The organism is Albidovulum aestuarii, assembly GCF_029961185.1.
GTDB classification, from domain to species: domain Bacteria; phylum Pseudomonadota; class Alphaproteobacteria; order Rhodobacterales; family Rhodobacteraceae; genus Albidovulum; species Albidovulum aestuarii.
Genome location: NZ_JASBQQ010000002.1, coordinates 37919 through 58082 on the forward strand (window position 1 = coordinate 37919; position 20164 = coordinate 58082).

The window sequence follows — 20164 nt, forward strand, 5'->3', positions numbered from 1 at the left end:
TTTTACAATGCAGATCGGCAGCGAGTTGAGTGCGTCCTCGGCGATTCGCAATTAACCGCGCCGATGCACCTGTCAAAATTTCAGCATGCGGTCCGCCGCGCGGACATTCGAACCGACCAACACTCCCGGATCGGTCAATGCAAACCCAATATAGGCTGGAAAAGGACAAATGGCCTGCTGACCAGGCCTCATGATTTTGCTTGCGGCACTCGCCATGGCCGCCTAGCGTGACATAAAACTGTTACAAAATGTTTACATTGGGAGGAACTGATCATGCGGAGCATCGCGCTCGGAGTGTCGTTGTTTGCTGTCTCGGTCGGAGCGGCCAACGCAGCCGGAAAACTCAATCTTTACTGTGCCGCGCAAGAGGAATGGTGCCAGGTGATGGCGCGCGGATTTGAAGACGCAACGGGGATCGACGTCGACATGACGCGGAAGTCCTCGGGCGAAACCTTCGCGCAGGTGAAGGCAGAAGAATCCAATCCGAAAGGCGATGTCTGGTGGGGTGGCACGGGCGACCCGCATCTTCAGGCCGCAGAGGAGGGTCTGACCGAACCCTATGTTTCCCCGATGCGCGATCAGCTTCATCCCTGGGCCATCTCTCAGGCGACGAGTGCGGGCGACCGCACCATCGGCATCTATTCCGGCGCACTCGGCTTTGGCTACAACTCCGACCTTCTGGCCGCGAACGGCCTGACCGCCCCGGCCTGCTGGGAGGATCTGACCAAGCCCGAGTTCAAGGGCCATGTGCAGATGGCAAACCCGAACTCCTCTGGAACCGCTTATACGACGCTCGCCACGATGGTGCAGCTATTCGGCGAGGATGGCGGGTTCGACTACATGAAGCGGCTGCACGCCAATATCAACCAGTACACCAAGTCCGGCTCGGCCCCGATCAAGGCCGCAGGTCAGGGTGAGACCACGATCGGCATCGTCTTCATGCATGATGCGGTGGCGCAGACCGTCGCCGGGTTCCCGGTCGTGACCGTCGCGCCATGTGAAGGCACGGGATACGAAATCGGCTCAATGTCGATCATCGCGGGCGCGCGCAACATGGACGAGGCCAAGCAGTTCTACGACTGGGCGCTGTCCGCCGAGGCGCAGAACCTCGCGCTGGAGGTCAATGCCTTCCAGGTCCCGTCGAACATGGGCGCACAGACCTCGGACAAGGCGCCGGATCTGTCGTCGATCAAGCTCATCGACTACGACTTCAAGAAGTACGGGTCGAGCGACGAGCGCAAACGGCTTCTGGCCAAGTGGGATAGCGACGTCTCTACCCTGCCGCAGTAAGCTTTGTGCGGGCCATAACGTCCGAAAAAACCACCCATCCGGTGCTGATCTTCTGGATCGTTGCCGGTTGGGTCGGATTTGTTCTTCTGCCCTGGTACGGGGTGGAGGAGTTCTGGTTTCTCGAATGGCTGACGGACGGCTGGCCCACGGACAGCGACTATGCGCCCGGCGCCTTTCTGCTTGGGCAGGGTGAAAAACCCTGGCTCTGGCCGCTCGTGCCTGCGCTTCTGGCGCCGCTACTGGTGCTGCAACGGCGCAAGACCGATCCTGTCTTCGCCTATGTGCTTCTGGCGGCGGGCGGATTCGGATTTGCCTGGCTTGTCGCGCAGGGGCTTGGGATCGGCATCAGGGGCTGGACGGCCGATTGGCTCGCCGCACTCTTCGGGCCGCTGGAGGACCGCCAATACGGCATGGGTTATGGCGCGCTGATTGTCGCCTCGGCATTTCTGTTTCTCTTCACTCAAGGCATCGCGGCGCGCGGTGCGATCAACGGCGATGTCTTTGTCACCGGCGCCATCGGCGGGGTCATCGCTGTCGTCACGATCTTTGTCTTCTTCCCCATCGCCAAGATGCTTGCAGCCGCCTTCATCACCGAGGAAGGCGGCTATTCGATCCCCCTCTTCTTCGCGAAGTTCTTCGACAACCGCATCTGGGGGCTTGGTTGCTTGTCCGGCACGCGGTGCGGCGTGGCTTGGAATTCGCTGTTCCTTGCCGTGCTGGTCGGCGTGCTGACCACGCTTCTCGGCCTCGTCTTCGCGCTGGTCCTGACGCGCTCAGGCTTCCGGTTCAAACGGGAACTCAGGGCAATCACCGTTCTGCCGATCATCACGCCGCCCTTCGTCATCGGCCTCGCCATCATCCTTCTCTTCGGCCTCTCGGGCGCCGTCACGACCTGGGTCGCCGACCTCATTGGTATCAGGCCGACGCGCTGGGTCTATGGCCTGCCCGGTATTCTGATCGCCCAGCTTTTGGCCTTCACCCCCATCGCCTTCCTCGTCCTCATCGGCGTGGTCGAGGGCGTTTCCCCATCGATGGAGGAAGCGGCGCAGACCCTGCGTGCGACGCGCTGGCAGACCTTCCGCACCGTCTCGCTGCCCCTGATGCGCCCCGGGCTCGCCAACGCATTCCTTCTGGGCTTTATCGAAAGCATGGCCGATTTCGGCAACCCGCTGGTCCTTGGCGGAAATTACGACGTTCTATCGACCGAGATCTTCTTTGCCATTGTCGGCGCGCAATACGATCAGGGCCGGGCGGCGATCCTGTCGATGGTGCTTCTGGGCTTCACGCTCGCGGCCTTCTACCTGCAACGGTTCTGGCTGGGAAAGAAAAGCTACACCACCGTCACCGGCAAGGGCGACGCCGGCGTGCATCCGCAGATGCCGAGGGGATTGGCGATCCCGGTCTATGTCATTGCGGCGCTCTGGGGCACGTTCACGCTGATCATCTACGGCATGATCCTTTACGGGTCCATGGTGCAGCTCTGGGGCGTCGACAATACGCTGACCTTCAAGCACTACATCACCGCCTTTGCGGTCCGCTTCGAAGAGGGTGGCATCCGCTGGGTCGGCTCGGCCTGGGACAGCTTCTGGACGACGATGATGATCTCGACCGTCGCGGCCCCCCTGACCGCCGCCGTGGGTCTGATCACGGCCTACCTGCTGACGCGGCAGGATTTCGCGGGCAAGCGCAGCTTCGAATTCGGCACGATGCTCAGTTTCGCCATCCCTGGCACGGTGATCGGAGTCAGCTACATCCTCGCCTTCAACGTGCCGCCGATCGAGATCACGGGAACGGGCCTGATCCTCGTCATCAGCTTCATCTTCCGCAACATGCCGGTGGGTGTCCGCGCCGGCATCGCCTCGATGAGCCAGCTCGACCGATCGCTGGACGAATCCTCGCTGACCTTGGGCGCGAACAGCTGGCAGACCTTCCGGCGGGTGATCCTGCCGCTGCTGCGCCCCGCGATCCTCGCGGCGCTTGTCTATTCCTTCGTCCGCGCGATGACCGCGATCTCGGCGGTGATCTTCCTCGTCTCCGCCCGCTACGACATGGCGACGAGCTACATCATCGGGCGGGTGGAGAACAACGATTACGGCCTCGCCATCGCCTATTCGACGACGCTCATCTTCGTGATGCTGGCCGCCGTCGGGCTGTTGCAGCTTCTGGTGGGACGCACGCAGATCGGGCGCAGGCTGGCCCATGAACAGGGAGGCTCGTGATGGCCGGTGTCAGTTCCAAGGCCGCCTCGGTCGTCTTCGACCATGTGACCAAGGTCTACGGCAAGGATGTCGTGGCGGTGAACGACGTGAGCCTATCGATTGCGCCGGGCAAGCTGGTGACGCTTCTAGGCCCGTCGGGCTGCGGCAAGACAACGACTCTCAGGATGATCGCGGGGCTGGAGATGGCGACCTCGGGCCGCATCCTGATCGGCGACAAGGATGTGACCACCCTGCCCGCCACCGACCGCGACGTGTCTATGGTGTTCCAGTCCTACGCTTTGTTCCCGCACATGACCGTGCTGGAAAACGTGAGCTACGGGCTGAAATTCTCCGGCTTCACAAAGGCCGAGACGCTGGAGCGGGCGAATGCCGGGCTGTCGCTGGTGGGGCTGGAGGGATACGGCGGGCGGCTGCCGTCGGAGCTCTCGGGCGGCCAGCAGCAGCGGGTGGCCGTCGCCCGGGCGCTGGTGCTGGAGCCGCAGGTTCTCCTTTTCGACGAACCGCTTTCAAACCTCGACGCCAAGCTGCGCCGTCATGTGCGCGAAGAAATCCGCGAGATCCAGCAGAACCTCGGTCTGACGGTCGTCTACGTCACGCATGATCAGGAAGAGGCGCTGGCCGTCTCTGACGAAATCGTCGTCATGAAGAACGCCGCCATCGCCCAGATCGGTCGCCCGCGCGAGCTATACGACGCCCCCGCCGACACATTCGTCGCCGACTTCATCGGCGAGGCCAATCTGCTCGAATGCCAGATCGTGGCGGTTGACGGCGACATGGCCGAGATCGAAGTCGGCGGCATCCGCCACCGCCTGCCGTCGAGGGGCCTGACACCCGGCAAGGCGATGCTGGCTTTGCGCCCCTCCCGCATCCGTGTCACCGACGGCGAGGGGCTGGCGGCGACGGTTGAGAAGGTCACCTATGTCGGACCGCGCATGGAATACACCTTCGCGGGCGATTTCGGTCAACTCTTCGCGGTCAGCGATGATGTCGACGCACCGTTGAAGGTCGGCGATGCGATCAGGATCGGCCTTGCGGCCTCCGGCCCGGTTCTGGTGCCTGATGCGTGATCCGACCGGACATGGCCGGTCAGTACTGACCCGGGGCATAGGCCCGTTCGGCGATGGCCATGAGCTCATCAAAGACCTCGGGCGTTCCAACCAACACGCGCCCGCCTTCTGCAATCATCCGCGCCGCGTCCTGATCCTCGATCACACCGCCCGCTTCCGCGACCAGAAGCTGACCGGCAAGGCAGTCCCAGGCGTTCATATGCTCCTCGACGTAACCCAAGAGCTTACCGCTCGCGACATAGGCGAGCGACAGCGCGCCCGAGGCATTGCGGTAAAAGATACCGCCCGCTTCGATGATCTCGGGGATAAGGCGTTTGATGCCCCCCGCGCTTGTCCGGCCAGAGAATCCGACGCCGACCGACCCTGTGCGGATGTCCCGGCCCCGCAACACGCCCAAAGCCCGATCATTGACGAAAGCGCCCGCGCCCCGGCGGGCATGGTACATCTCGGCGTGATTGGGGTCGTGGATGACACCAATTTCGGTCCGGCTGCCCAAGACCACGGCAAGGACAACCGTCCAGCCTGGAATCCCGTGGATGAAATTCGTCGTGCCGTCGATCGGGTCGATCACCCAGGTAAACCCGCTCGCCCCCGCCTTTGGCGCGTCCTCCTCACCGACGATCCCGTCATCGGGGAAGGCTTCGGACAGGGCTTTGCGCACGAAAGCCTCGACATTCTTGTCCGCCTCAGAGACAAAATCCTGATGGCTTTTGACCTCGACATTCAGACCGTCGAAACGGCGGAAGTAATCGAGCGCCAGCGCGCCGGCTTCCTCTGCGATCCGCCGCGCGCCGGCATAGCGCCGGTCAATTTCCTGCCCGTTCATTCCTGCCCCCTCTCGTCAGACATCGGGAGGCTAGCAGCATGACACAGCAACTGCGAGAGGCCACGTTCGACCTGACGCGCTACCGGGCCGCGATCTTCGATCTGGATGGCACACTCGTTCACAGCGAGCATGTCTGGGAAAAGGCCAAGATCGAGGTGACCGCCCGCTACGGCAAGCGACCTTCGCAGGCACTGCTCGACGCCCATGTTGGGCGGGGGCTCAAGGATTTTCTCGACGAACTCTTCGGAATGCCGCTGACGCCCGAGATGCGGCGGGCCATAGGTGACCAGATCGGGGCCGAGGCGGATATCTGGCTGGAACGGATGCGCGAACCGGTGCCGGGGGCAAAGGACTGGCTGCTCGGCCTTGTCGATGCAGGCTTGCGGATCGCGATCTGTTCGTCCTCGCCCCGCCGCCATATAGACGGCGCGGTCGAGATGCTCGGGCTTCAGGATATCGTAGAATTGGCCGTTTCAGGCGCAGAACTGCCTGTGGGCAAGCCCGATCCGCTGCCGTTCCTGACAACGCTCGACGCACTTTCGCTAGCGGCCGACGCGGCCTTCGCGGTCGAGGATTCCGTTCCGGGCGCTCGGGCCGCGCATGGCGCGGGGTTGTTCACCATCGCCGTCGGGCCGGGCTGCACCGGCCCCGCCTATGATTTCTGCCCAATACGCCGCGAAACCTTCGCGGACCTCATGACCACCACACGATCGTTACACAGGAGCGCGACAACACCGGCCGCATGACCGGACCCCATAAAGACCAACTGACAAGGAGGATACGATGACCCTTTCAAAACTGCTTTCGACCATGGCCGCCACGGCTGCATTCGCAGTGATGGCGATGCCTGCCGCCGCGCAGGACTGCCCGCGCGGCGATCTCGACGAACGGTTCTGCGATGCCGACGGCGACCTGATTGCCGACATCCCGACCGATCCGGCCCAGCAACTCGACCCGGACGAACTTATCTTTGCCTACACGCCGGTCGAGGACCCCGCTGTCTACAAGACCGCCTGGTCGGACTTCCTGACCCATCTCGAAGCGAAGACAGGCAAGAAGGTCGTCTTCTTCCCCGTTCAGTCGAACGCCGCCCAGATCGAGGCGATGCGCTCGGGTCGCCTGCATATTGCGGGCTTCAACACCGGCTCCAATCCCCTCGCCGTCAATTGCGCGGGCTTCCGTCCCTTCACGATCATGGCCAGCGAGGACGGCCATTTCGGCTATGAGATGGAGATCCTGACATATCCCGGTTCCGGCATCGAAAAGGTCGAGGATATCAAGGGCAAGCAGATGGCCTTCACCTCGGAAACCTCGAATTCCGGCTTCAAGGCACCCTCAGCGATCCTCAAGGCCGATTTCGGCATGGTGGCCGGGACGGACTTTGAACCGGTCTTCTCGGGCAAGCACGACAACTCGATCCTCGGCGTGGCAAACAAGGACTATCCGGCGGCTTCCATCGCCAACTCGGTCATGAGCCGGATGATCGAACGCGATGTGATCAAGCCGGATCAGGTGATCTCGATCTACAAGTCGCAGACCTTCCCGACGACCGGCTTCGGCGTGGTCTACAACCTGAAGCCCGAACTGCAGGAGCAGATCAAGGAAGCGTTCTTCGATTTCGAATGGGACGGCACGACCCTTCAGGCCGAGTTCGAGAAATCGGGCGAAGGCCAGTTCCTGGAAATGAACTACAAGGATTTCTGGGAAGTGATCCGCAAGATCGACGCCGCGAACGGCGTGTCCTACGCTTGCGAGTGACATAACAAGCGGCGGCCCCATGCCGGGCCGTCGCGACCCATGGGGAAGAGGGGCAGGAATGCTGAGGCTGGAAAAGCTGACCAAGACCTATCGCACCGGCGACAAGGCGCTGAAAGCGGTCGATCTCGAAGTGCCGAAGGGTCAGGTCATGGCGTTGATCGGGCCATCGGGCGCGGGCAAATCCACGCTGATCCGCTGCATCAACCGGCTGGTAGAGCCGACAAGCGGCAAGGTCTGGCTGGGCGATGTGGAGCTCACGGGCCTCGGCACCTCCGCCTTGCGCCGTGAACGGCGCCGCATGGGCATGATCTTTCAGGAATACGCGCTGGTGGAGCGGCTGACGGTGATGGAAAATGTCCTCTCCGGCCGCCTCGGCTATGTCGGCTTCTGGCGCAGCCTCACACGGCGCTATCCGCAATCCGACGTGGATGAGGCATTCCGCCTGCTAGACCGCGTAGGTTTGGTCGAGATGGCTGACAAACGCGCCGACGAATTGTCGGGTGGCCAGCGTCAGCGGGTCGGAATCTGCCGGGCGCTGATCCAGAACCCGGCACTGCTTCTGGTCGACGAACCGACGGCGAGCCTCGATCCCAAGACCTCGCGCCAGATCATGCGGCTCATCTGCGAGCTTTGCGCCGAACGGGGTCTCGCCGCGATCATCAACATCCATGACGTGGCGCTGGCGCAGATGTTCGTCTCGCGCGTCATCGGCCTGCGCTTTGGCGCCGTCGAGTTCGACGGACCACCCGAGGCGCTGACGCCCGAAGTGCTGACCACGATCTACGGTGAGGAGGACTGGCAGGCGACGATCCGCAAGGTTGACGAAGACGAGGAGGTGCAACCATGAGCGCCGCGCTCGATGCCCGCCTCGGTCAGCCATGGCGAAAACCGCCACTGATCAAGCGCGCCTGGCTGCGATGGTCGCTCGCTGTCGGGGCGGTGATCTACCTCGCGCTCGCCATCGCCTCGATCGAGGTGAACTGGAGCCGGGTCTGGGAAGGGCTGGACCGGGGGGCGGCCTTCATCATGTCCTTCGCGCGCCCCGACTTCGTCAGCCGCTGGGGCGACATCTGGGACGGAATGCTGGAAAGCGTGATCATGACCGTCGCCGCCTCGGTCGTCGGCATCCTGATCTCGATCCCCATCGGGTTGGGGGCCGCGCGCAATATCGCGCCCCTGCCCGTCTATGTGATCTGCCGCGGGATCGTCGCGATTTCCCGCGCGCTTCAGGAGGTGATCGTGGCGATCCTTCTAGTCGCGATCTTCGGCTTCGGGCCGCTTGCCGGGTTCCTCACCCTCAGCTTTGCGACCATCGGCTTCCTGTCAAAGCTACTGGCCGAAGACATCGAAAGCATGGACCGCGTGCAGGCCGAGGCGATCCGGGCGACCGGATCAAGCTGGATGCAGTGGATCAATTATGGCGTCCAGCCACAGGTGATGCCGCGCCTCATCGGGTTGTCGATGTACCGCCTCGACATCAATTTCCGGGAAAGTGCCATTCTCGGTCTTGTCGGCGCGGGCGGGATCGGGGCCACGCTGAACACTGCCTTCGACCGCTATGAATTCGACACGGCGGCAGCGATCCTGCTGATAATCATCGGAACCGTCATGGCGCTCGAATATCTCTCGGGCATCATCCGGGCGAAGGTGCAGTAATGCCGATCGCGACATCACCCTCGGGCCAGAAAGTCTGGCAGCGCCGCACCCGCAATCAAAGCATGATCCGCTGGGCGGCATGGCTTGTCGGAACCGCGATCTTCCTCTGGTGCTGGGGACAGATTTCCGAAGCGACGACGTGGTTCTTCGTCTGGGATGCGCCTGCCATCGCGGGCGACATCCTGGAGCGTGCCACCCCGCCGCGCTGGTCCTACATGGAAAAGCTCTGGTGGCCGATCTGGGACACGCTGAACATCGCGACACTCGGCACGATTGGCGCGCTCTTTCTCGCCGTCCCAGTCGCCTTCCTTGCCGCCCGCAACACAACGCCTTCGGCGCGCTTCGTCCGACCCATCGCGCTTCTTATCATCGTGGCGACCCGCTCGATCAACTCGTTGATCTGGGCCCTGTTGCTCATCGCGATCATCGGGCCGGGGGTCTTTGCCGGGGTCATCGCCATCGCCATCCGTTCGATCGGCTTCTGCGCGAAACTTCTCTACGAAGCGATCGAGGAGATCGACCGCACGCAGGTCGAGGCCGTGACGGCAACCGGTGCCAGTCCGTTGCAGGTCATGGCCTACGGGATCGTGCCACAAATCCTGCCCGCCTTTGCCGGGATCGCAGTCTTCCGCTGGGATATCAATATTCGGGAATCCACGGTCCTTGGCCTTGTTGGTGCCGGCGGGATCGGCTTGCAGCTTCAGGCTTCTCTCAATGTGCTGGCGTGGCCGCAGGTATCTCTGATCCTTCTGGTCATCCTCTTCGCGGTCGTCGTTTCAGAATGGGTCTCGGCCAAGGTTCGGGGCGCGATCATCTGATGCGGGCGATGACTGACGCGAGGTGGGCTTTCGAGGCCTATGAATCGATCCGTTCCCGGCTGCCGCAAGCCCGCTTTCCCGCTGCTCCGCGTCGGATCGGCAGACTCACCGACCTGATGGACGAGGCCGACCTCTTCCTGCTCGATGCCTTCGGCGTTCTGAATGTCGGCGAAAGCGCGATTCCGGGGGCGGTGGAGGCCGTCGTAACGCTGATTGCGGCTGGTAAGCGGGTGATGGTCGTCTCGAACGCCGCAGGCTACTGCAAACGCGTGATGCTCGCCCGCTACCGGCGGCTGGGATTTCGGTTTGGCGCGGACGACGTCGTTTCGTCCCGCGACGTCCTGCTCACCGAACTGGACGGTGGTCCAGCCTTACGCTGGGGTCTGATGGCGGCAAGTGCGCATGGGCACGAAGGCATCGAGCACCTGAACGGTACGTTCCTCGGCGACGACGCCCATCCCTACCATGACGCAGAGGGGTTCCTGCTGCTCGGATCAGGCGAATGGTCCGAAACCCGGCAGGCGCTGCTTGAAGCCACTTTGATCGCCAATCCAAGACCCGTCCTTGTCGGCAACCCCGACCTTGTCGCCCCGCGTGAGGCCGGCCTTTCGAAAGAACCCGGACACTACGCGCATCGCCTGATTGACGCGACGGGCATTTCGTCACGCTTCTTCGGGAAACCTTACGCCAGCATATTCGATCATGCGCTCGCAATGTGTCCGGGGGTCGACAGAAGTCGGACCGTCATGGTCGGAGATACCCTCCACACCGACATCCTCGGGGGGGCAGCCGCCGGGATAAAGACAGCGCTTGTGACCGGCCATGGTGCGCTCGTCGGGCTTCACCCCGAAGCTGCAATCGAAGCGTCCGGCATCCGGCCTGACTTCGTGATGTCTTCGATCTAGGGCATTTCGGAGACGGCCCTTTGATCAAGATCGGCGGGCAATTTCCTGATGACGAAAGCTGCGCGCATGCCTATCAAGTGATGATGACGGCCAGCGATACCCATCGCGCCGGCATGAACCTGATCGTGGGAGAGCAGCATGACAATCTCGACGGCCTTGAAACCCCGCCGGAATATCGACCATTGGCAGGAACGGGTTGAGCTTGCCGCCGCGTTCCGCTGGACGGCGCGGCTGAACATGCACGAAGGCGTTGCGAACCATTTCTCGCTCGCGGTCAATCCCGACGGTACGCAGTTCCTGATGAACCCAAATCAGGCACATTTCTCGCGCATCCGGGCCTCGGACATTCTGCTATTAGATGCCAACGATCCCGATGTGCTTAAAACGCCGGACGCGCCCGATCCGACCGCTTGGGGCCTGCACGGATCGGTCCACCGGCGCTGCCCGCATGCGCGCTGCGTGATGCATGTGCATTCGATCTTTGCGACCGTGCTCGCCTCGCTTGCCGACAGCAACATGCCGCCGATCGACCAGAACACCGCGACCTTCTACAACCGGTATATCATCGACGAGCATTTCGGCGGTCTCGCCTTCGAGGATGAGGGCGAGCGCTGCGCGGCGGCCCTGACCGACCCGACGAAGAAGGTAATGATCATGGGCAATCACGGTGTCCTCGTCCTCGGCAAGGATGTCGCCGATGCCTTCAACCGGCTCTATTATTTCGAACGTGCCGCCGAGACCTATATCCGGGCCCTCCAGACTGGTCAGAAGCTGCGCGTGCTCAGCCCCGAGATTGCTGAAAAGACGGCGGCCGAGTTGGACGATTACCCCGGTCAGGCAGACCGCCATCTGGCCGAACTGAGGGCGATCCTTGACGAGGAAGGCTCAAACTACGCAAGCTGACGCGGCTGGGTTTCAGCTGCGCTCATCCGTCTGCATCCGGCGTTCCAACCAGCGCACCCCGCCTGAGACGATCAGGATCAGAACGAGGTATTCCAGCACGAGTACCGTGTAGATTTCCAGCGGGCGGTATTCAGTCACCACCAGCTCATTGGCCTTGCGGGTCAGTTCCTGCATGCCGATGACCGAAACCAGCGACGACATCTTCAGCATGTAGGCAAGCTGGTTGCCAAGTGCCGGCAGGATGCGGCGGATGGCCTGCGGCAGGATCACGTAGCGCATCGTGTCGATGTAGTTGAGCGAAACGGAATAGGCGGCCTCGTACTGGCCCCGGGCGATTGACTGGATCCCTGCGCGGAAGATTTCGGCCTCGAACGCGCTGTCGGAAAGCGCCAGCGCGATCACCCCGGCCCAGAACACGCCGATGGTCAGACCGGTCAGTTGCGGCAGGCCGTAATAGACCCAGAGGATCATGACAAGGATCGGCACAGCCCGGATCAGTTCCACATAGATCCGGCTGGCCCGCCGCAGCCATGGCCGTGTCGAAAGGCCCGGCAGGGCGACCAGCAGCCCCAGCGCGATGGAGATCAGGATCGCCGTCAGAGACAGAAGAACGGTGTATTTCAGACCGCTGAGAAGGAAGGTAAGGTTGGTCCAGCCCGCCTTGGTCTGAGGGTTCACCACATACCAGCCCCAGTTTGCCGAACAAGCCGAGAGCGCGAAGGCGAGGAATACAAGTAGCAGTCTGTTCATCGCCCGCCCCTAATGATTGAGGATCTTGTCGAGGAAATCGCGGCATCTCTGGCTTTTCGGTGCGGTGAAGAACTCCCCCGGCGCGGCGGTTTCGACGATTTCGCCGTGATCCATGAAAACCATGCGGTCGGCCACCTTGCGGGCAAAACCCATTTCATGCGTCACGACGATCATGGTCATGCCGGTGCCCGCAAGTTCGACCATCACATCCAGCACTTCGGTGATCATCTCAGGATCAAGCGCGGAGGTGGGTTCGTCAAAGAGCATGATCCGCGGCTCCATGCAGAGCGAACGGGCGATGGCCACGCGCTGCTGCTGGCCACCCGAGAGCTGGCGCGGATATTTGTCGGCCTGTTCGGGGATGCGCACCCGTTCCAGATAGCGCATGGCGATGTCACGGGCCTCACCGGTGCTCATCTTACGTGCCCGAATCGGACCGAGGGTGAGGTTTTCCAGCACCGTCAGATGCGGAAAGAGGTTGAACTGCTGGAACACCATGCCGACCTGGTTGCGTACCTTGCGCAGCGCAGCGGCATCTTTGCCAAGGCGCTGACCATCGACCGTAATTTCTCCCTGTTCGTAACTTTCCAGCCCGTTGATGCAGCGGATCAGTGTCGATTTGCCTGACCCGGAGGGGCCGCAAACCACGATGCGTTCGCCCGACATTGCCTCGAAATCAACGGATTTCAGAACCTGAAAATCACCGTAGAATTTCGATACATCCCTGAACCGGATGATCGCGGTCCGCTCTTTTTCCGACATTCGTCCCCCTTCGGAAAAACGTCACCGCGAACCGGCGCGGGACAGGATCGTGCTGATAGTCCTCGCACATTTTGTGATTTGACGCTACAATATTATGTCTGCACATTATCAAATATACCTGAACATAAAGACACTGACCAACGACTGGGAGAAGGCATCATGAAACTGGTGAAGGCTTGTATCGCCGCTTTGGGACTTGTTCTTGCAGCACCCGCGGCAATGGCGCAATCGGCGCTTCAGGACATTCTGAACAATGGCGTTCTGAAGGTCGGGACGACGGGTGACTGGAACCCGATGACCATGAAGGACACCGCGACGGATTCCTATACCGGATACGATATTGACGTCATGACTGCACTTGCCGCCGATCTGGGGGTTGAAGTGGAGTTTGTCCCGACCGACTGGAAAACGCTGGTCAGCGGGGTGACGGCAGGTAAGTACCACATGACCGGGTCGGCCTCGATCTCACCCGCGCGGGCAAAGGCCGCTGGTTATTCGCAAAGCTACTTCTCTCTCGCCACCGTGCCGCTGATCAATAAAAAGGACGCCGACAAGTTCAAGGACTGGGGCGATCTGGACAATGGAGACGTGACCGTCGCGGCGACGCTGGGCACGACGCAGGAAAAGCAGGTGAAGGAGTTCTTCCCCAACGCCCAGTACAAGATCGTGGAAGCCCCCGCGCGTGACTTCCAAGAGGTGCTGGCGGGTCGGGCGCAGGCGCATATCACCTCGAACGTCGAGGCCAACAAGCTGATTGCGCAGTACCCGGAACTGATGATCATACCGGTATCCGCGCCCCGCGCACGGACCCCCATCGCGATGCTGCTGCCGCAGGACGATCAGGTCTGGATCAACTACGTGAACACGTGGATCACGCTTAAGAAAGAGGCCGGGTTCTTTGATGAGCTTGGCGCCAAGTGGAACCTTGGCAACTGACGGGGACGGGGCGCTTTCGGGCGCCCCTTTTCTTCCATGCTTAAACTCTATGCCATTCCGGTTAGCCTCTACTCTGCCAAGACGCGGGTCGCGTTACGGTTCAAGGGGCTGGACTGGCAGGAACTGCCGCCGCCCGGCGGCTATGGCTCGGACGAATACAAGCGCATCGTGGCCAGCGGCAACCTGCCTGCGCTGGATGATGACGGCTTTCTGATTGCGGATTCCGAGGCCATCGCCGAGTATCTTGAGGAACGTTTTCCCGAACCGCCCTTGTTGCCGAACAATGCGCAAGACCGGGCGCGGATGCGGGAACGTTCGCGGTTTCACGACACCCGGCTGGAACCTGCGCTGCGAGCGCTTTTCGCCAATCTCACACCTGACCGGCGCGACACCGAATTGAACGCCCGGCAGTCACTCGCGATGAGCGAAAGGCTGGGCCAGCTTGCGCGGCTGCTGGATGCAGCCCCTGACCTTGCCTTTGGCTTGGGCGATTGCGGGTTCGCGGTGACATTCGCATGGATCGACGCCCTGACGCCGCGTCTCGGGCTTCATGTCAACTGGCCGGATCCCGTCCGCGCCTATCGGGCAAAACTGTCCAACGAGGCGGCGGTTGCGGCGGAGTTTCTGACCTATCTGCCAAGACTTCAAAGCTGGCTCGACGCGAAGGAGGACTAGGCCTTGCGGCTTGATCACATGACCTGGCCCGAGGTCGAGGCGCATCTGGCCCGCAAGGGCGGCGTCATCCTGCCGGTCGGCTCGACCGAACAGCACGGACCGATCGGGCTTATCGGGACCGATGCGCAATGTGCGACGGTGATTGCCGAACGGGCGGCGGGCCTCTGCGGTGCGGTGGTGGCCCCGACGCTGGCGCTGACGCCCGCCCCTTTTAACATGGCCTTCCCCGGCACCATCTCGATTTCAGCGGCGACATTCGCCGCCCTTGCCGGGGAAGTCGTGGATGCTCTGGCCCATCATGGCTTCTGCCCCATCTATATCCTGAATGCACATGGCGCAAACCTCGCCCCGCTGCGAGAGGTCGCGACGGCGCGCCCTGCCCTGCCCCTGCGCCTGAAAAGCTGGTGGGATTTTGAGCCGGTCAACGTGTTGCGTCGCGAGTTTTACGGCGATTGGGAGGGGATGCACGCAACCCCGTCCGAGATCGCCATTACCAAAACCGCGATCCGCGACGCACCCTTGACCGAAGCTGCAAAAGCACCGCCACGAAAACTGACGGCCAATTTCATTCGCGAACACGCCGGAGATCGTCACGGCCCACCCGATGAACACCGCCGGGATTTTCGCGATGGCAGGGTCGGTTCGCATTCCGCACTCGCACGGGCAGAACACGGCGAATTGCTCATTAAAGCGGCAGCGGCAGCCGTGGCTGAGGACTACCGGCTGGCGACCTGATCGGGCATCATGTTTCTGCCGGTTTTGGCCGCATTAAGTATATACTTATTGCGAATTGCCGCTAACATGATTGCAGGCGCGAACTGGACCACGGGGGAAGACAGCGTTGAATCCCGGCGCATCGTCCATCATCGAACTGACCGGCGTTTCCAAGTATTTCGGGCCGTTCAAGGCTCTGGATGACATCAATTTGTCCGTCATGACCGGCGAACGCGTTGTCGTCTGCGGCCCGTCCGGGTCGGGCAAGTCCACCATGATCCGCTGCATCAACCGGCTGGAAGAACATGATGAGGGGCGGATTGTCGTCGATGGGATCGAACTCGGCGAGGATACCCAGAACATCCGCGCCGTCCGGCAGGATGTCGGGATGGTGTTTCAGCAGTTCAACCTCTTTCCGCATCTGACGGTGCTTGAGAACCTTACGATCGGCCCTATCCGGGTCCGCAAGATGGACAAGGCAAGGGCCGAGGCGCTGGCGCGGCAATATCTGGACCGCGTTCATATCCCGGAACAAGCCGACAAGTATCCGGCCCAGCTTTCTGGCGGACAGCAGCAGCGCGTGGCCATCGCCCGCTCGCTCTGCATGGAGCCGCGCATCATGCTGTTCGATGAACCGACTTCGGCGCTCGATCCCGAGATGATCAACGAGGTTCTGGACGTCATGGTCGAACTCGCGGGCACCGGCATGACCATGGTCGTCGTCACGCACGAGATGGGCTTTGCCCGCAAGGTGGCCGACCGCATGGTCTTCATGGAAGCGGGCCGTATGGTCGAGGTGGCCCCACCGGCCAAGTTCTTCTCCAGCCCCGACAGCGACCGGGCGCGGCTGTTCCTAGATCAGATTCTGGAGCATTGAGGTGAGCGCGGGCGGACAGATGGCCGGGACCGGCGGCCGCAGGGCGCAGCCAAGACCCCAATGGCGTCGGCATCTGGGCCGGGTGATCGCCTCTCGGCCCGCATCGGTCCTGATCTATTTCGCCGTTATGTTCGCGATCATCGCGACCGCCCTGAAAGGGGCGGAGGCGATGGGCTATAACTGGCAGTGGTACCGCATCCCGCGTTATTTCTATGACGTGACAGAGGGTGGCATCGTCCTCGGAGAAATTCCCTGGGGTCTTGTCGGCACCATCGCCCTGTCGGCCACGGCGTTCCTGCTGGCCACGGTGATCGGCCTGATCGTGGCGCTTCTGCGCCTGTCCGATCTGATCGTCGGGCGCTGGGTCGCGCAGGGATTTCTGGAAATCGTCCGCAACTCGCCGCTTCTGGTGCTGCTTTACGTCTTTTACTACGTCTTCGGCCCGATCTTCGGGCTGGACCGATACTCCGCCTCGGTCCTTTGCCTTGCAGTGTTCCACGGCGCGCTGATATCCGAGATCTTCCGCGCCGGAATCAACGCGGTGGCGAAGGGCCAATGGGAAGCGGCTGACGCCATCGGTATGACCCGCTGGCAGGTCTATCGCTATATCGTCTTGCCGCAATCGGTGCGCTTCATGCTGCCCCCGATGACCGGCGAAGTCGTGAACATGATCAAGAGCTCGGCCATCGTCAGCGTCATCGCAGTTGCCGAACTGACCACGATCGGGCGCAACATCATCTCTGACACTTACATGAGCTTTGAAATCTGGTTCACCATCGCGGCGGTCTACATGGTCGTCACGCTGATCATTTCCACCGGCGCCACGCTGCTTGAACGGCGCTACACCGTGCGCGACTGACGCAAACTAGACCAACCGCAACAGGGAGAAACGACATGAAACTGACAAGACGAATGCTCAATGCAGGGCTCGGCGCGGTCATGGCCGCGGCCCTCGCCCTGCCCGCCATGGCACAGGACACGCGGCAGATGCTGTCCTCGGAAAGCGTGATCGAGTCGATCAAGGAACGCGGGGTCATCAAGATTGGCCTATCGCTCTTCGTACCATGGTCGATGCGTGACAAGAACGGTGATCTGATCGGGTTCGAGCTGGATGTCGGGCGGCAACTGGCCGAGGATATGGGCGTGGATGTAGAGTTTGTGCCCACCGCCTGGGACGGGATCATTCCGGCGCTGGTTTCGGGCAAGTTCGACGTGATCATCTCGGGCATGTCGATCACGGCGGAACGGAACCTGACCGTCAACTTTTCGGACCCTTACGCATTCTCAGGTCTGACGATCCTGGCCAACAAGTCGATGACTGAAGGTTTTGCGTTTGAGGACTTCAACAAGCCCGAGGTCACCTTTGCCGCCCGTCGCGGCGCGACACCTGTGCAGGTGATCGGTCGCCTCTTCCCGAATGCGACCCTTCTGCAGTTCGACGAAGATGGCGCGGCAACGCAGGAAGTCCTGAACGGCAATGCCCATGCGACAATGGCGTCCGAACCGACACCGTCGCGCGAAGCGCGGAACTATCCCGAAACACTCTATGTGCCCTTCGATCAGGTCTGGGACGCGCGGGGCGAGGCCTTTGCCTATCGCAAGGGTGATCCGGACGCGACGAACTATTTCAACAACTGGATCGGTACGCGCTGGCGGACCGGCTGGCTGAAGGAACGCCACGACTACTGGTTCAAGGGAAACGAGTGGGAATCGATGGTCGAACAGTGATCTGATCTCGCCCGGCCTTCGGGCCGGGCGGCCATCGCGGGCAGGAAATGCGGAAGACACGCAGGAAATTGCATTGGTTGGACTGGCTGATCCTCGCGGTTCTCGCGGGGTTCTTTGCGGTGATCTGGTTCCGCATTTCCGGTACGCTGAACTACAAGTGGCAGTGGGACCGTATCCCCAACTACATCCTGCGCTGGGATGAGGAGGATGGCCGCTGGGTTGCCAACCTGCTGCTTCAGGGGCTGATCACGACGATCCGTATCTCGATCTACGCCAGCGTTCTGGCGCTGATCCTCGGCACGATACTGGGTATCGCGCGTTGCGCGGAAAATCTCGCCATTCGTATGCTGGCGCGCACCTACCTGGAATTTCTGCGCAATATCCCGCCCGTCGTCGTCATCTTCATCTTCTACTTCTTCCTCTCCGAACAGATCGTCGCCGCCTTCAATATCGAAGGCTGGGCGCGCGGCATTGCAAAGCAGGAAGGCAACGGCATCTGGGAGTTCTTCTTCGGCGACATGCGGCGCTTCCCCTCGATGATTTCGGGGGTCATGGTGCTGGCGCTTTTCGAAAGCGCCTTCGTGGGTGAGATCGTGCGCGCCGGCATCCAGTCGATCCCGCGCGGCCAGCGCGAGGCGGCACGGTCAATCGGCATGAGCTGGCTGGATGAGATGCGCTTCATCGTGCTGCCTCAGGCGATGCGCAAGGTGATCCCGCCGATGTCGAACCAGTTCATTTCTCTGGTGAAGGACAGTTCGATCATCTCGCTCATCTCGGTGCAGGAACTGACCTACAAGACGGTGGAACTCGTCTCGTCCACCCGGATGATCTTTGAAGCCTGGCTGACGACGGCGGCGCTATACTTTATTCTGTGTTTCGGCCTGTCGCTTCTGTTCCGGCGGCTGGAACGGGTGCCGCAGCGGTGAAAAGACCGCCGATCAGCGCTCGCGCGGTCCGTTCGGCGATGAAGAGCGAGAGTACCAGCCCGGTGGTCACCGCGACGGCGATGCCGAACCAGACACCCCAGGTGCCGAGGTCGAAGACCCGCACGAACAGATAGCAGAAGATGGCGACGGCAAAACCCTGCCGGTAAAGCCCGATCCACACGGTCGCCATCGGCCGCTTCAGGGCCTGAAGGAACGAATTCAACGAAAAGAGCACGATATAGACCGGCAGAATGAAACCATCGACATGCAGGTAATCGCCTCCGAGCCGTACCACGTCTGGATCGGATGTAAAGACACCCACCAGGGGCCGCGCGGCGAACCACAGCACCAGTGAGCCGCAAAGCATGATCGCAACCCCCGCCTTGCAGCAGAAGAACACCGCCTCGCGCACCCGGTCGAAGTTCTTCGCCCCGAAATTCTGCGCGGCAATGGGCAGAAGCGCCCCGGTAAGCCCGAAACCGGGTAGGAGGATAAGCTGTTCGATTCTTAGCCCCACTCCATAGGCCGCCAATGCGGCGGGGCCAAAGTATTTGAGGTAATATTGCACGACGAATCCGGCGATCAGCAGGATCATCATCGCGAACGTCGATGGCAGCGCCTGTGCCGTCACCTCTTTGTAGCGGGCCAGACGCGGTCGCCATTCGGAGGGGCTGTCATGGCGCATCAGTTCGCTCTGCATCACATGCCAGAGAACGTAGGCCATGACCCCGGTCTGACTGACCAGCGTCGATAATGCGATGCCATTGAACCCGATGCCGGGGAAAACCCCCGGCAGCCCGTAGATGAAGACCGGGTTCAGAACGATATTGGCGAAGAAGGCTGCGATCTGGGCACGCTTCATCGTATCGGTATCGCCCTGCGCGCCGAGGATTCCGTTTGCGCCGAAAGCCAGAAGGAAGGGCGCCGTCGCAAAGAGCATGACGTTCATATAGGCATTGGCGGCATCCCTGTAGCCGCCAGGTTCCGAGACCAGCGCCAGCATTGCGGGCGATCCCCAGATGCCGCCGATGCCCAGGAGAACCGAGACGATGACACCGTAACCCAGACCCTGACAGGCAATGCGCTTGGCACTTTCGGTATCGTCCGCACCCAACGCATTGCCGACCAGCGCGCTCATCGCGCTGCCAAGACCAACGCCGAAAGCGATGAGGATGAAAAAGACCTGAAAGGTGATCGACAGACCCGCCAGTGCCGTCGTCGACAAGAGCCCCGCGAACCACATGTCGACCACGTTGTAGAGCGTGGTGAAGACCATGCCGATCGCCGCCGGAACAGCCAGCGCCCGGAAATGTCCGGGGATCGGTCCCTGCCTGAGATTGCGCGCGCGTTTCAT

At 61.7% G+C, this 20164-nt stretch carries 22 protein-coding genes; 18 read left to right on the top strand and 4 right to left on the bottom strand.

What is annotated here, in order from left to right; all coding sequences use genetic code 11:
- Positions 1-273 precede the first annotated feature (273 nt).
- From QKW60_RS04805 to QKW60_RS04815, 3 genes are read left to right on the top strand one after another with little or no spacing between them, the layout of a single operon-like run.
- Positions 274-1290 (top strand): ABC transporter substrate-binding protein, encoded by a 1017-nt coding sequence (locus tag QKW60_RS04805; RefSeq protein WP_282366921.1) that lies wholly within the window; start codon positions 274-276, stop codon positions 1288-1290.
- Positions 1291-1295: 5 nt separating this feature from the next.
- Positions 1296-3509, top strand: coding sequence for an ABC transporter permease (locus QKW60_RS04810; RefSeq protein ID WP_282366923.1), 2214 nt, complete (start codon positions 1296-1298; stop codon positions 3507-3509).
- Positions 3509-4576: an ABC transporter ATP-binding protein gene (locus QKW60_RS04815; protein WP_282366925.1), complete on the top strand. Its 1068-nt coding sequence runs from the start codon at positions 3509-3511 to the stop codon at positions 4574-4576. Before QKW60_RS04810 ends, QKW60_RS04815 begins: the two co-directional genes overlap by 1 nt.
- A gap of 19 nt (positions 4577-4595) precedes the next feature.
- Here the strand turns inward: QKW60_RS04815 and QKW60_RS04820 are convergent, their stop codons facing one another.
- A complete protein-coding gene (locus tag QKW60_RS04820) occupies positions 4596-5402 on the bottom strand; it encodes an inositol monophosphatase family protein (protein WP_282366927.1) in 807 nt (268 codons plus the stop codon).
- Between the two features lie 38 nt (positions 5403-5440).
- Here QKW60_RS04820 and QKW60_RS04825 point away from each other — a divergent pair, with 38 nt between their 5' ends.
- The 8 genes from QKW60_RS04825 to QKW60_RS04860 all read left to right on the top strand — a co-directional run bounded on the left by QKW60_RS04825 (position 5441) and on the right by QKW60_RS04860 (position 11442).
- On the top strand, positions 5441-6148 hold the full coding sequence (locus QKW60_RS04825; protein WP_282366929.1) for an HAD family hydrolase: 708 nt from the start codon (positions 5441-5443) through the stop codon (positions 6146-6148).
- Between the two features lie 64 nt (positions 6149-6212).
- Complete coding sequence (gene phnD, locus QKW60_RS04830; RefSeq protein ID WP_419762658.1) at positions 6213-7160, top strand: phosphate/phosphite/phosphonate ABC transporter substrate-binding protein; 948 nt, start codon at positions 6213-6215, stop codon at positions 7158-7160.
- A gap of 58 nt (positions 7161-7218) precedes the next feature.
- Positions 7219-8007 carry a phosphonate ABC transporter ATP-binding protein gene (phnC, locus tag QKW60_RS04835; protein WP_282366931.1) on the top strand — a complete coding sequence of 263 codons (789 nt, stop codon included), beginning with the start codon at positions 7219-7221 and terminating at the stop codon, positions 8005-8007.
- Positions 8004-8816 (top strand): phosphonate ABC transporter, permease protein PhnE, encoded by an 813-nt coding sequence (phnE, locus tag QKW60_RS04840; protein ID WP_282366933.1) that lies wholly within the window; start codon positions 8004-8006, stop codon positions 8814-8816. Before phnC ends, phnE (QKW60_RS04840) begins: the two co-directional genes overlap by 4 nt.
- On the top strand, positions 8816-9634 hold the full coding sequence (gene phnE / locus QKW60_RS04845; protein ID WP_282366935.1) for a phosphonate ABC transporter, permease protein PhnE: 819 nt from the start codon (positions 8816-8818) through the stop codon (positions 9632-9634). Before phnE (QKW60_RS04840) ends, phnE (QKW60_RS04845) begins: the two co-directional genes overlap by 1 nt.
- 8 nt (positions 9635-9642) lie before the next feature.
- Entirely contained in the window at positions 9643-10539 is an 897-nt protein-coding gene (locus QKW60_RS04850) for a TIGR01459 family HAD-type hydrolase (RefSeq protein ID WP_282366937.1), read from the top strand.
- A gap of 20 nt (positions 10540-10559) precedes the next feature.
- A complete protein-coding gene (locus tag QKW60_RS04855) occupies positions 10560-10739 on the top strand; it encodes a hypothetical protein (RefSeq protein ID WP_282366939.1) in 180 nt (59 codons plus the stop codon).
- The gene (locus QKW60_RS04860) at positions 10678-11442 is read left to right on the top strand and encodes a class II aldolase and adducin N-terminal domain-containing protein (RefSeq protein ID WP_282366941.1); all 765 of its coding nucleotides are present in this window, start codon (positions 10678-10680) and stop codon (positions 11440-11442) included. The genes QKW60_RS04855 and QKW60_RS04860 overlap by 62 nt, the downstream gene beginning before the upstream one ends.
- Before the next feature lie 12 nt (positions 11443-11454).
- Here QKW60_RS04860 and QKW60_RS04865 read toward each other — a convergent pair whose 3' ends face one another.
- Together QKW60_RS04865 and QKW60_RS04870 are read right to left on the bottom strand one after the other, a co-directional pair.
- On the bottom strand, positions 11455-12192 hold the full coding sequence (locus QKW60_RS04865) for an amino acid ABC transporter permease (protein WP_282366942.1): 738 nt from the start codon (positions 12190-12192) through the stop codon (positions 11455-11457).
- 9 nt (positions 12193-12201) lie between these two features.
- Positions 12202-12954, bottom strand: a complete 753-nt coding sequence (locus QKW60_RS04870; protein ID WP_282366943.1) for an amino acid ABC transporter ATP-binding protein — start codon at positions 12952-12954, stop codon at positions 12202-12204.
- A gap of 159 nt (positions 12955-13113) precedes the next feature.
- Here QKW60_RS04870 and QKW60_RS04875 point away from each other — a divergent pair, with 159 nt between their 5' ends.
- From QKW60_RS04875 to QKW60_RS04905, 7 genes are all read left to right on the top strand, one after another.
- On the top strand, positions 13114-13890 hold the full coding sequence (locus QKW60_RS04875) for a transporter substrate-binding domain-containing protein (protein ID WP_282366944.1): 777 nt from the start codon (positions 13114-13116) through the stop codon (positions 13888-13890).
- 36 nt (positions 13891-13926) lie between these two features.
- Positions 13927-14565, top strand: coding sequence for a glutathione S-transferase family protein (locus QKW60_RS04880; protein WP_282366945.1), 639 nt, complete (start codon positions 13927-13929; stop codon positions 14563-14565).
- A gap of 3 nt (positions 14566-14568) precedes the next feature.
- Positions 14569-15300 (top strand): creatininase family protein, encoded by a 732-nt coding sequence (locus tag QKW60_RS04885; RefSeq protein WP_282366946.1) that lies wholly within the window; start codon positions 14569-14571, stop codon positions 15298-15300.
- Between the two features lie 106 nt (positions 15301-15406).
- A complete protein-coding gene (locus tag QKW60_RS04890) occupies positions 15407-16156 on the top strand; it encodes an amino acid ABC transporter ATP-binding protein (protein ID WP_282366947.1) in 750 nt (249 codons plus the stop codon).
- 19 nt (positions 16157-16175) lie between these two features.
- Positions 16176-17015 (top strand): amino acid ABC transporter permease, encoded by an 840-nt coding sequence (locus QKW60_RS04895; protein WP_282366948.1) that lies wholly within the window; start codon positions 16176-16178, stop codon positions 17013-17015.
- 35 nt (positions 17016-17050) lie between these two features.
- Complete coding sequence (locus tag QKW60_RS04900) at positions 17051-17884, top strand: transporter substrate-binding domain-containing protein (protein WP_282366949.1); 834 nt, start codon at positions 17051-17053, stop codon at positions 17882-17884.
- 77 nt (positions 17885-17961) lie between these two features.
- A complete protein-coding gene (locus QKW60_RS04905; protein WP_282366950.1) occupies positions 17962-18810 on the top strand; it encodes an amino acid ABC transporter permease in 849 nt (282 codons plus the stop codon).
- On the opposite strand, the gene QKW60_RS04910 is transcribed toward QKW60_RS04905, so the two are convergent.
- Entirely contained in the window at positions 18749-20164 is a 1416-nt protein-coding gene (locus QKW60_RS04910) for an MATE family efflux transporter (protein ID WP_282366951.1), read from the bottom strand. The two genes, QKW60_RS04905 and QKW60_RS04910, sit on opposite strands and share 62 nt — an antisense overlap.

Bases quoted from the DNA above. Each gene is read 5' to 3' on its own strand.
- QKW60_RS04805 (WP_282366921.1), top strand. From the start codon at position 274: ATGCGGAGCATCGCGCTCGGAGTGTCGTTGTTTGCTGTCTCGGTCGGA.
- QKW60_RS04815 (WP_282366925.1), top strand. From the start codon at position 3,509: ATGGCCGGTGTCAGTTCCAAGGCCGCCTCGGTCGTCTTCGACCATGTG.
- QKW60_RS04820 (WP_282366927.1), bottom strand. From the start codon at position 5,402: ATGAACGGGCAGGAAATTGACCGGCGCTATGCCGGCGCGCGGCGGATC.
- QKW60_RS04825 (WP_282366929.1), top strand. From the start codon at position 5,441: ATGACACAGCAACTGCGAGAGGCCACGTTCGACCTGACGCGCTACCGG.
- phnD (WP_419762658.1), top strand. From the start codon at position 6,213: ATGGCCGCCACGGCTGCATTCGCAGTGATGGCGATGCCTGCCGCCGCG.
- phnC (WP_282366931.1), top strand. From the start codon at position 7,219: ATGCTGAGGCTGGAAAAGCTGACCAAGACCTATCGCACCGGCGACAAG.
- phnE (WP_282366933.1), top strand. From the start codon at position 8,004: ATGAGCGCCGCGCTCGATGCCCGCCTCGGTCAGCCATGGCGAAAACCG.
- phnE (WP_282366935.1), top strand. From the start codon at position 8,816: ATGCCGATCGCGACATCACCCTCGGGCCAGAAAGTCTGGCAGCGCCGC.
- QKW60_RS04850 (WP_282366937.1), top strand. From the start codon at position 9,643: ATGACTGACGCGAGGTGGGCTTTCGAGGCCTATGAATCGATCCGTTCC.
- QKW60_RS04860 (WP_282366941.1), top strand. From the start codon at position 10,678: ATGACAATCTCGACGGCCTTGAAACCCCGCCGGAATATCGACCATTGG.
- QKW60_RS04865 (WP_282366942.1), bottom strand. From the start codon at position 12,192: ATGAACAGACTGCTACTTGTATTCCTCGCCTTCGCGCTCTCGGCTTGT.
- QKW60_RS04870 (WP_282366943.1), bottom strand. From the start codon at position 12,954: ATGTCGGAAAAAGAGCGGACCGCGATCATCCGGTTCAGGGATGTATCG.
- QKW60_RS04875 (WP_282366944.1), top strand. From the start codon at position 13,114: ATGAAACTGGTGAAGGCTTGTATCGCCGCTTTGGGACTTGTTCTTGCA.
- QKW60_RS04880 (WP_282366945.1), top strand. From the start codon at position 13,927: ATGCTTAAACTCTATGCCATTCCGGTTAGCCTCTACTCTGCCAAGACG.
- QKW60_RS04895 (WP_282366948.1), top strand. From the start codon at position 16,176: ATGGCCGGGACCGGCGGCCGCAGGGCGCAGCCAAGACCCCAATGGCGT.
- QKW60_RS04900 (WP_282366949.1), top strand. From the start codon at position 17,051: ATGAAACTGACAAGACGAATGCTCAATGCAGGGCTCGGCGCGGTCATG.
- QKW60_RS04910 (WP_282366951.1), bottom strand. From the start codon at position 20,164: ATGAAACGCGCGCGCAATCTCAGGCAGGGACCGATCCCCGGACATTTC.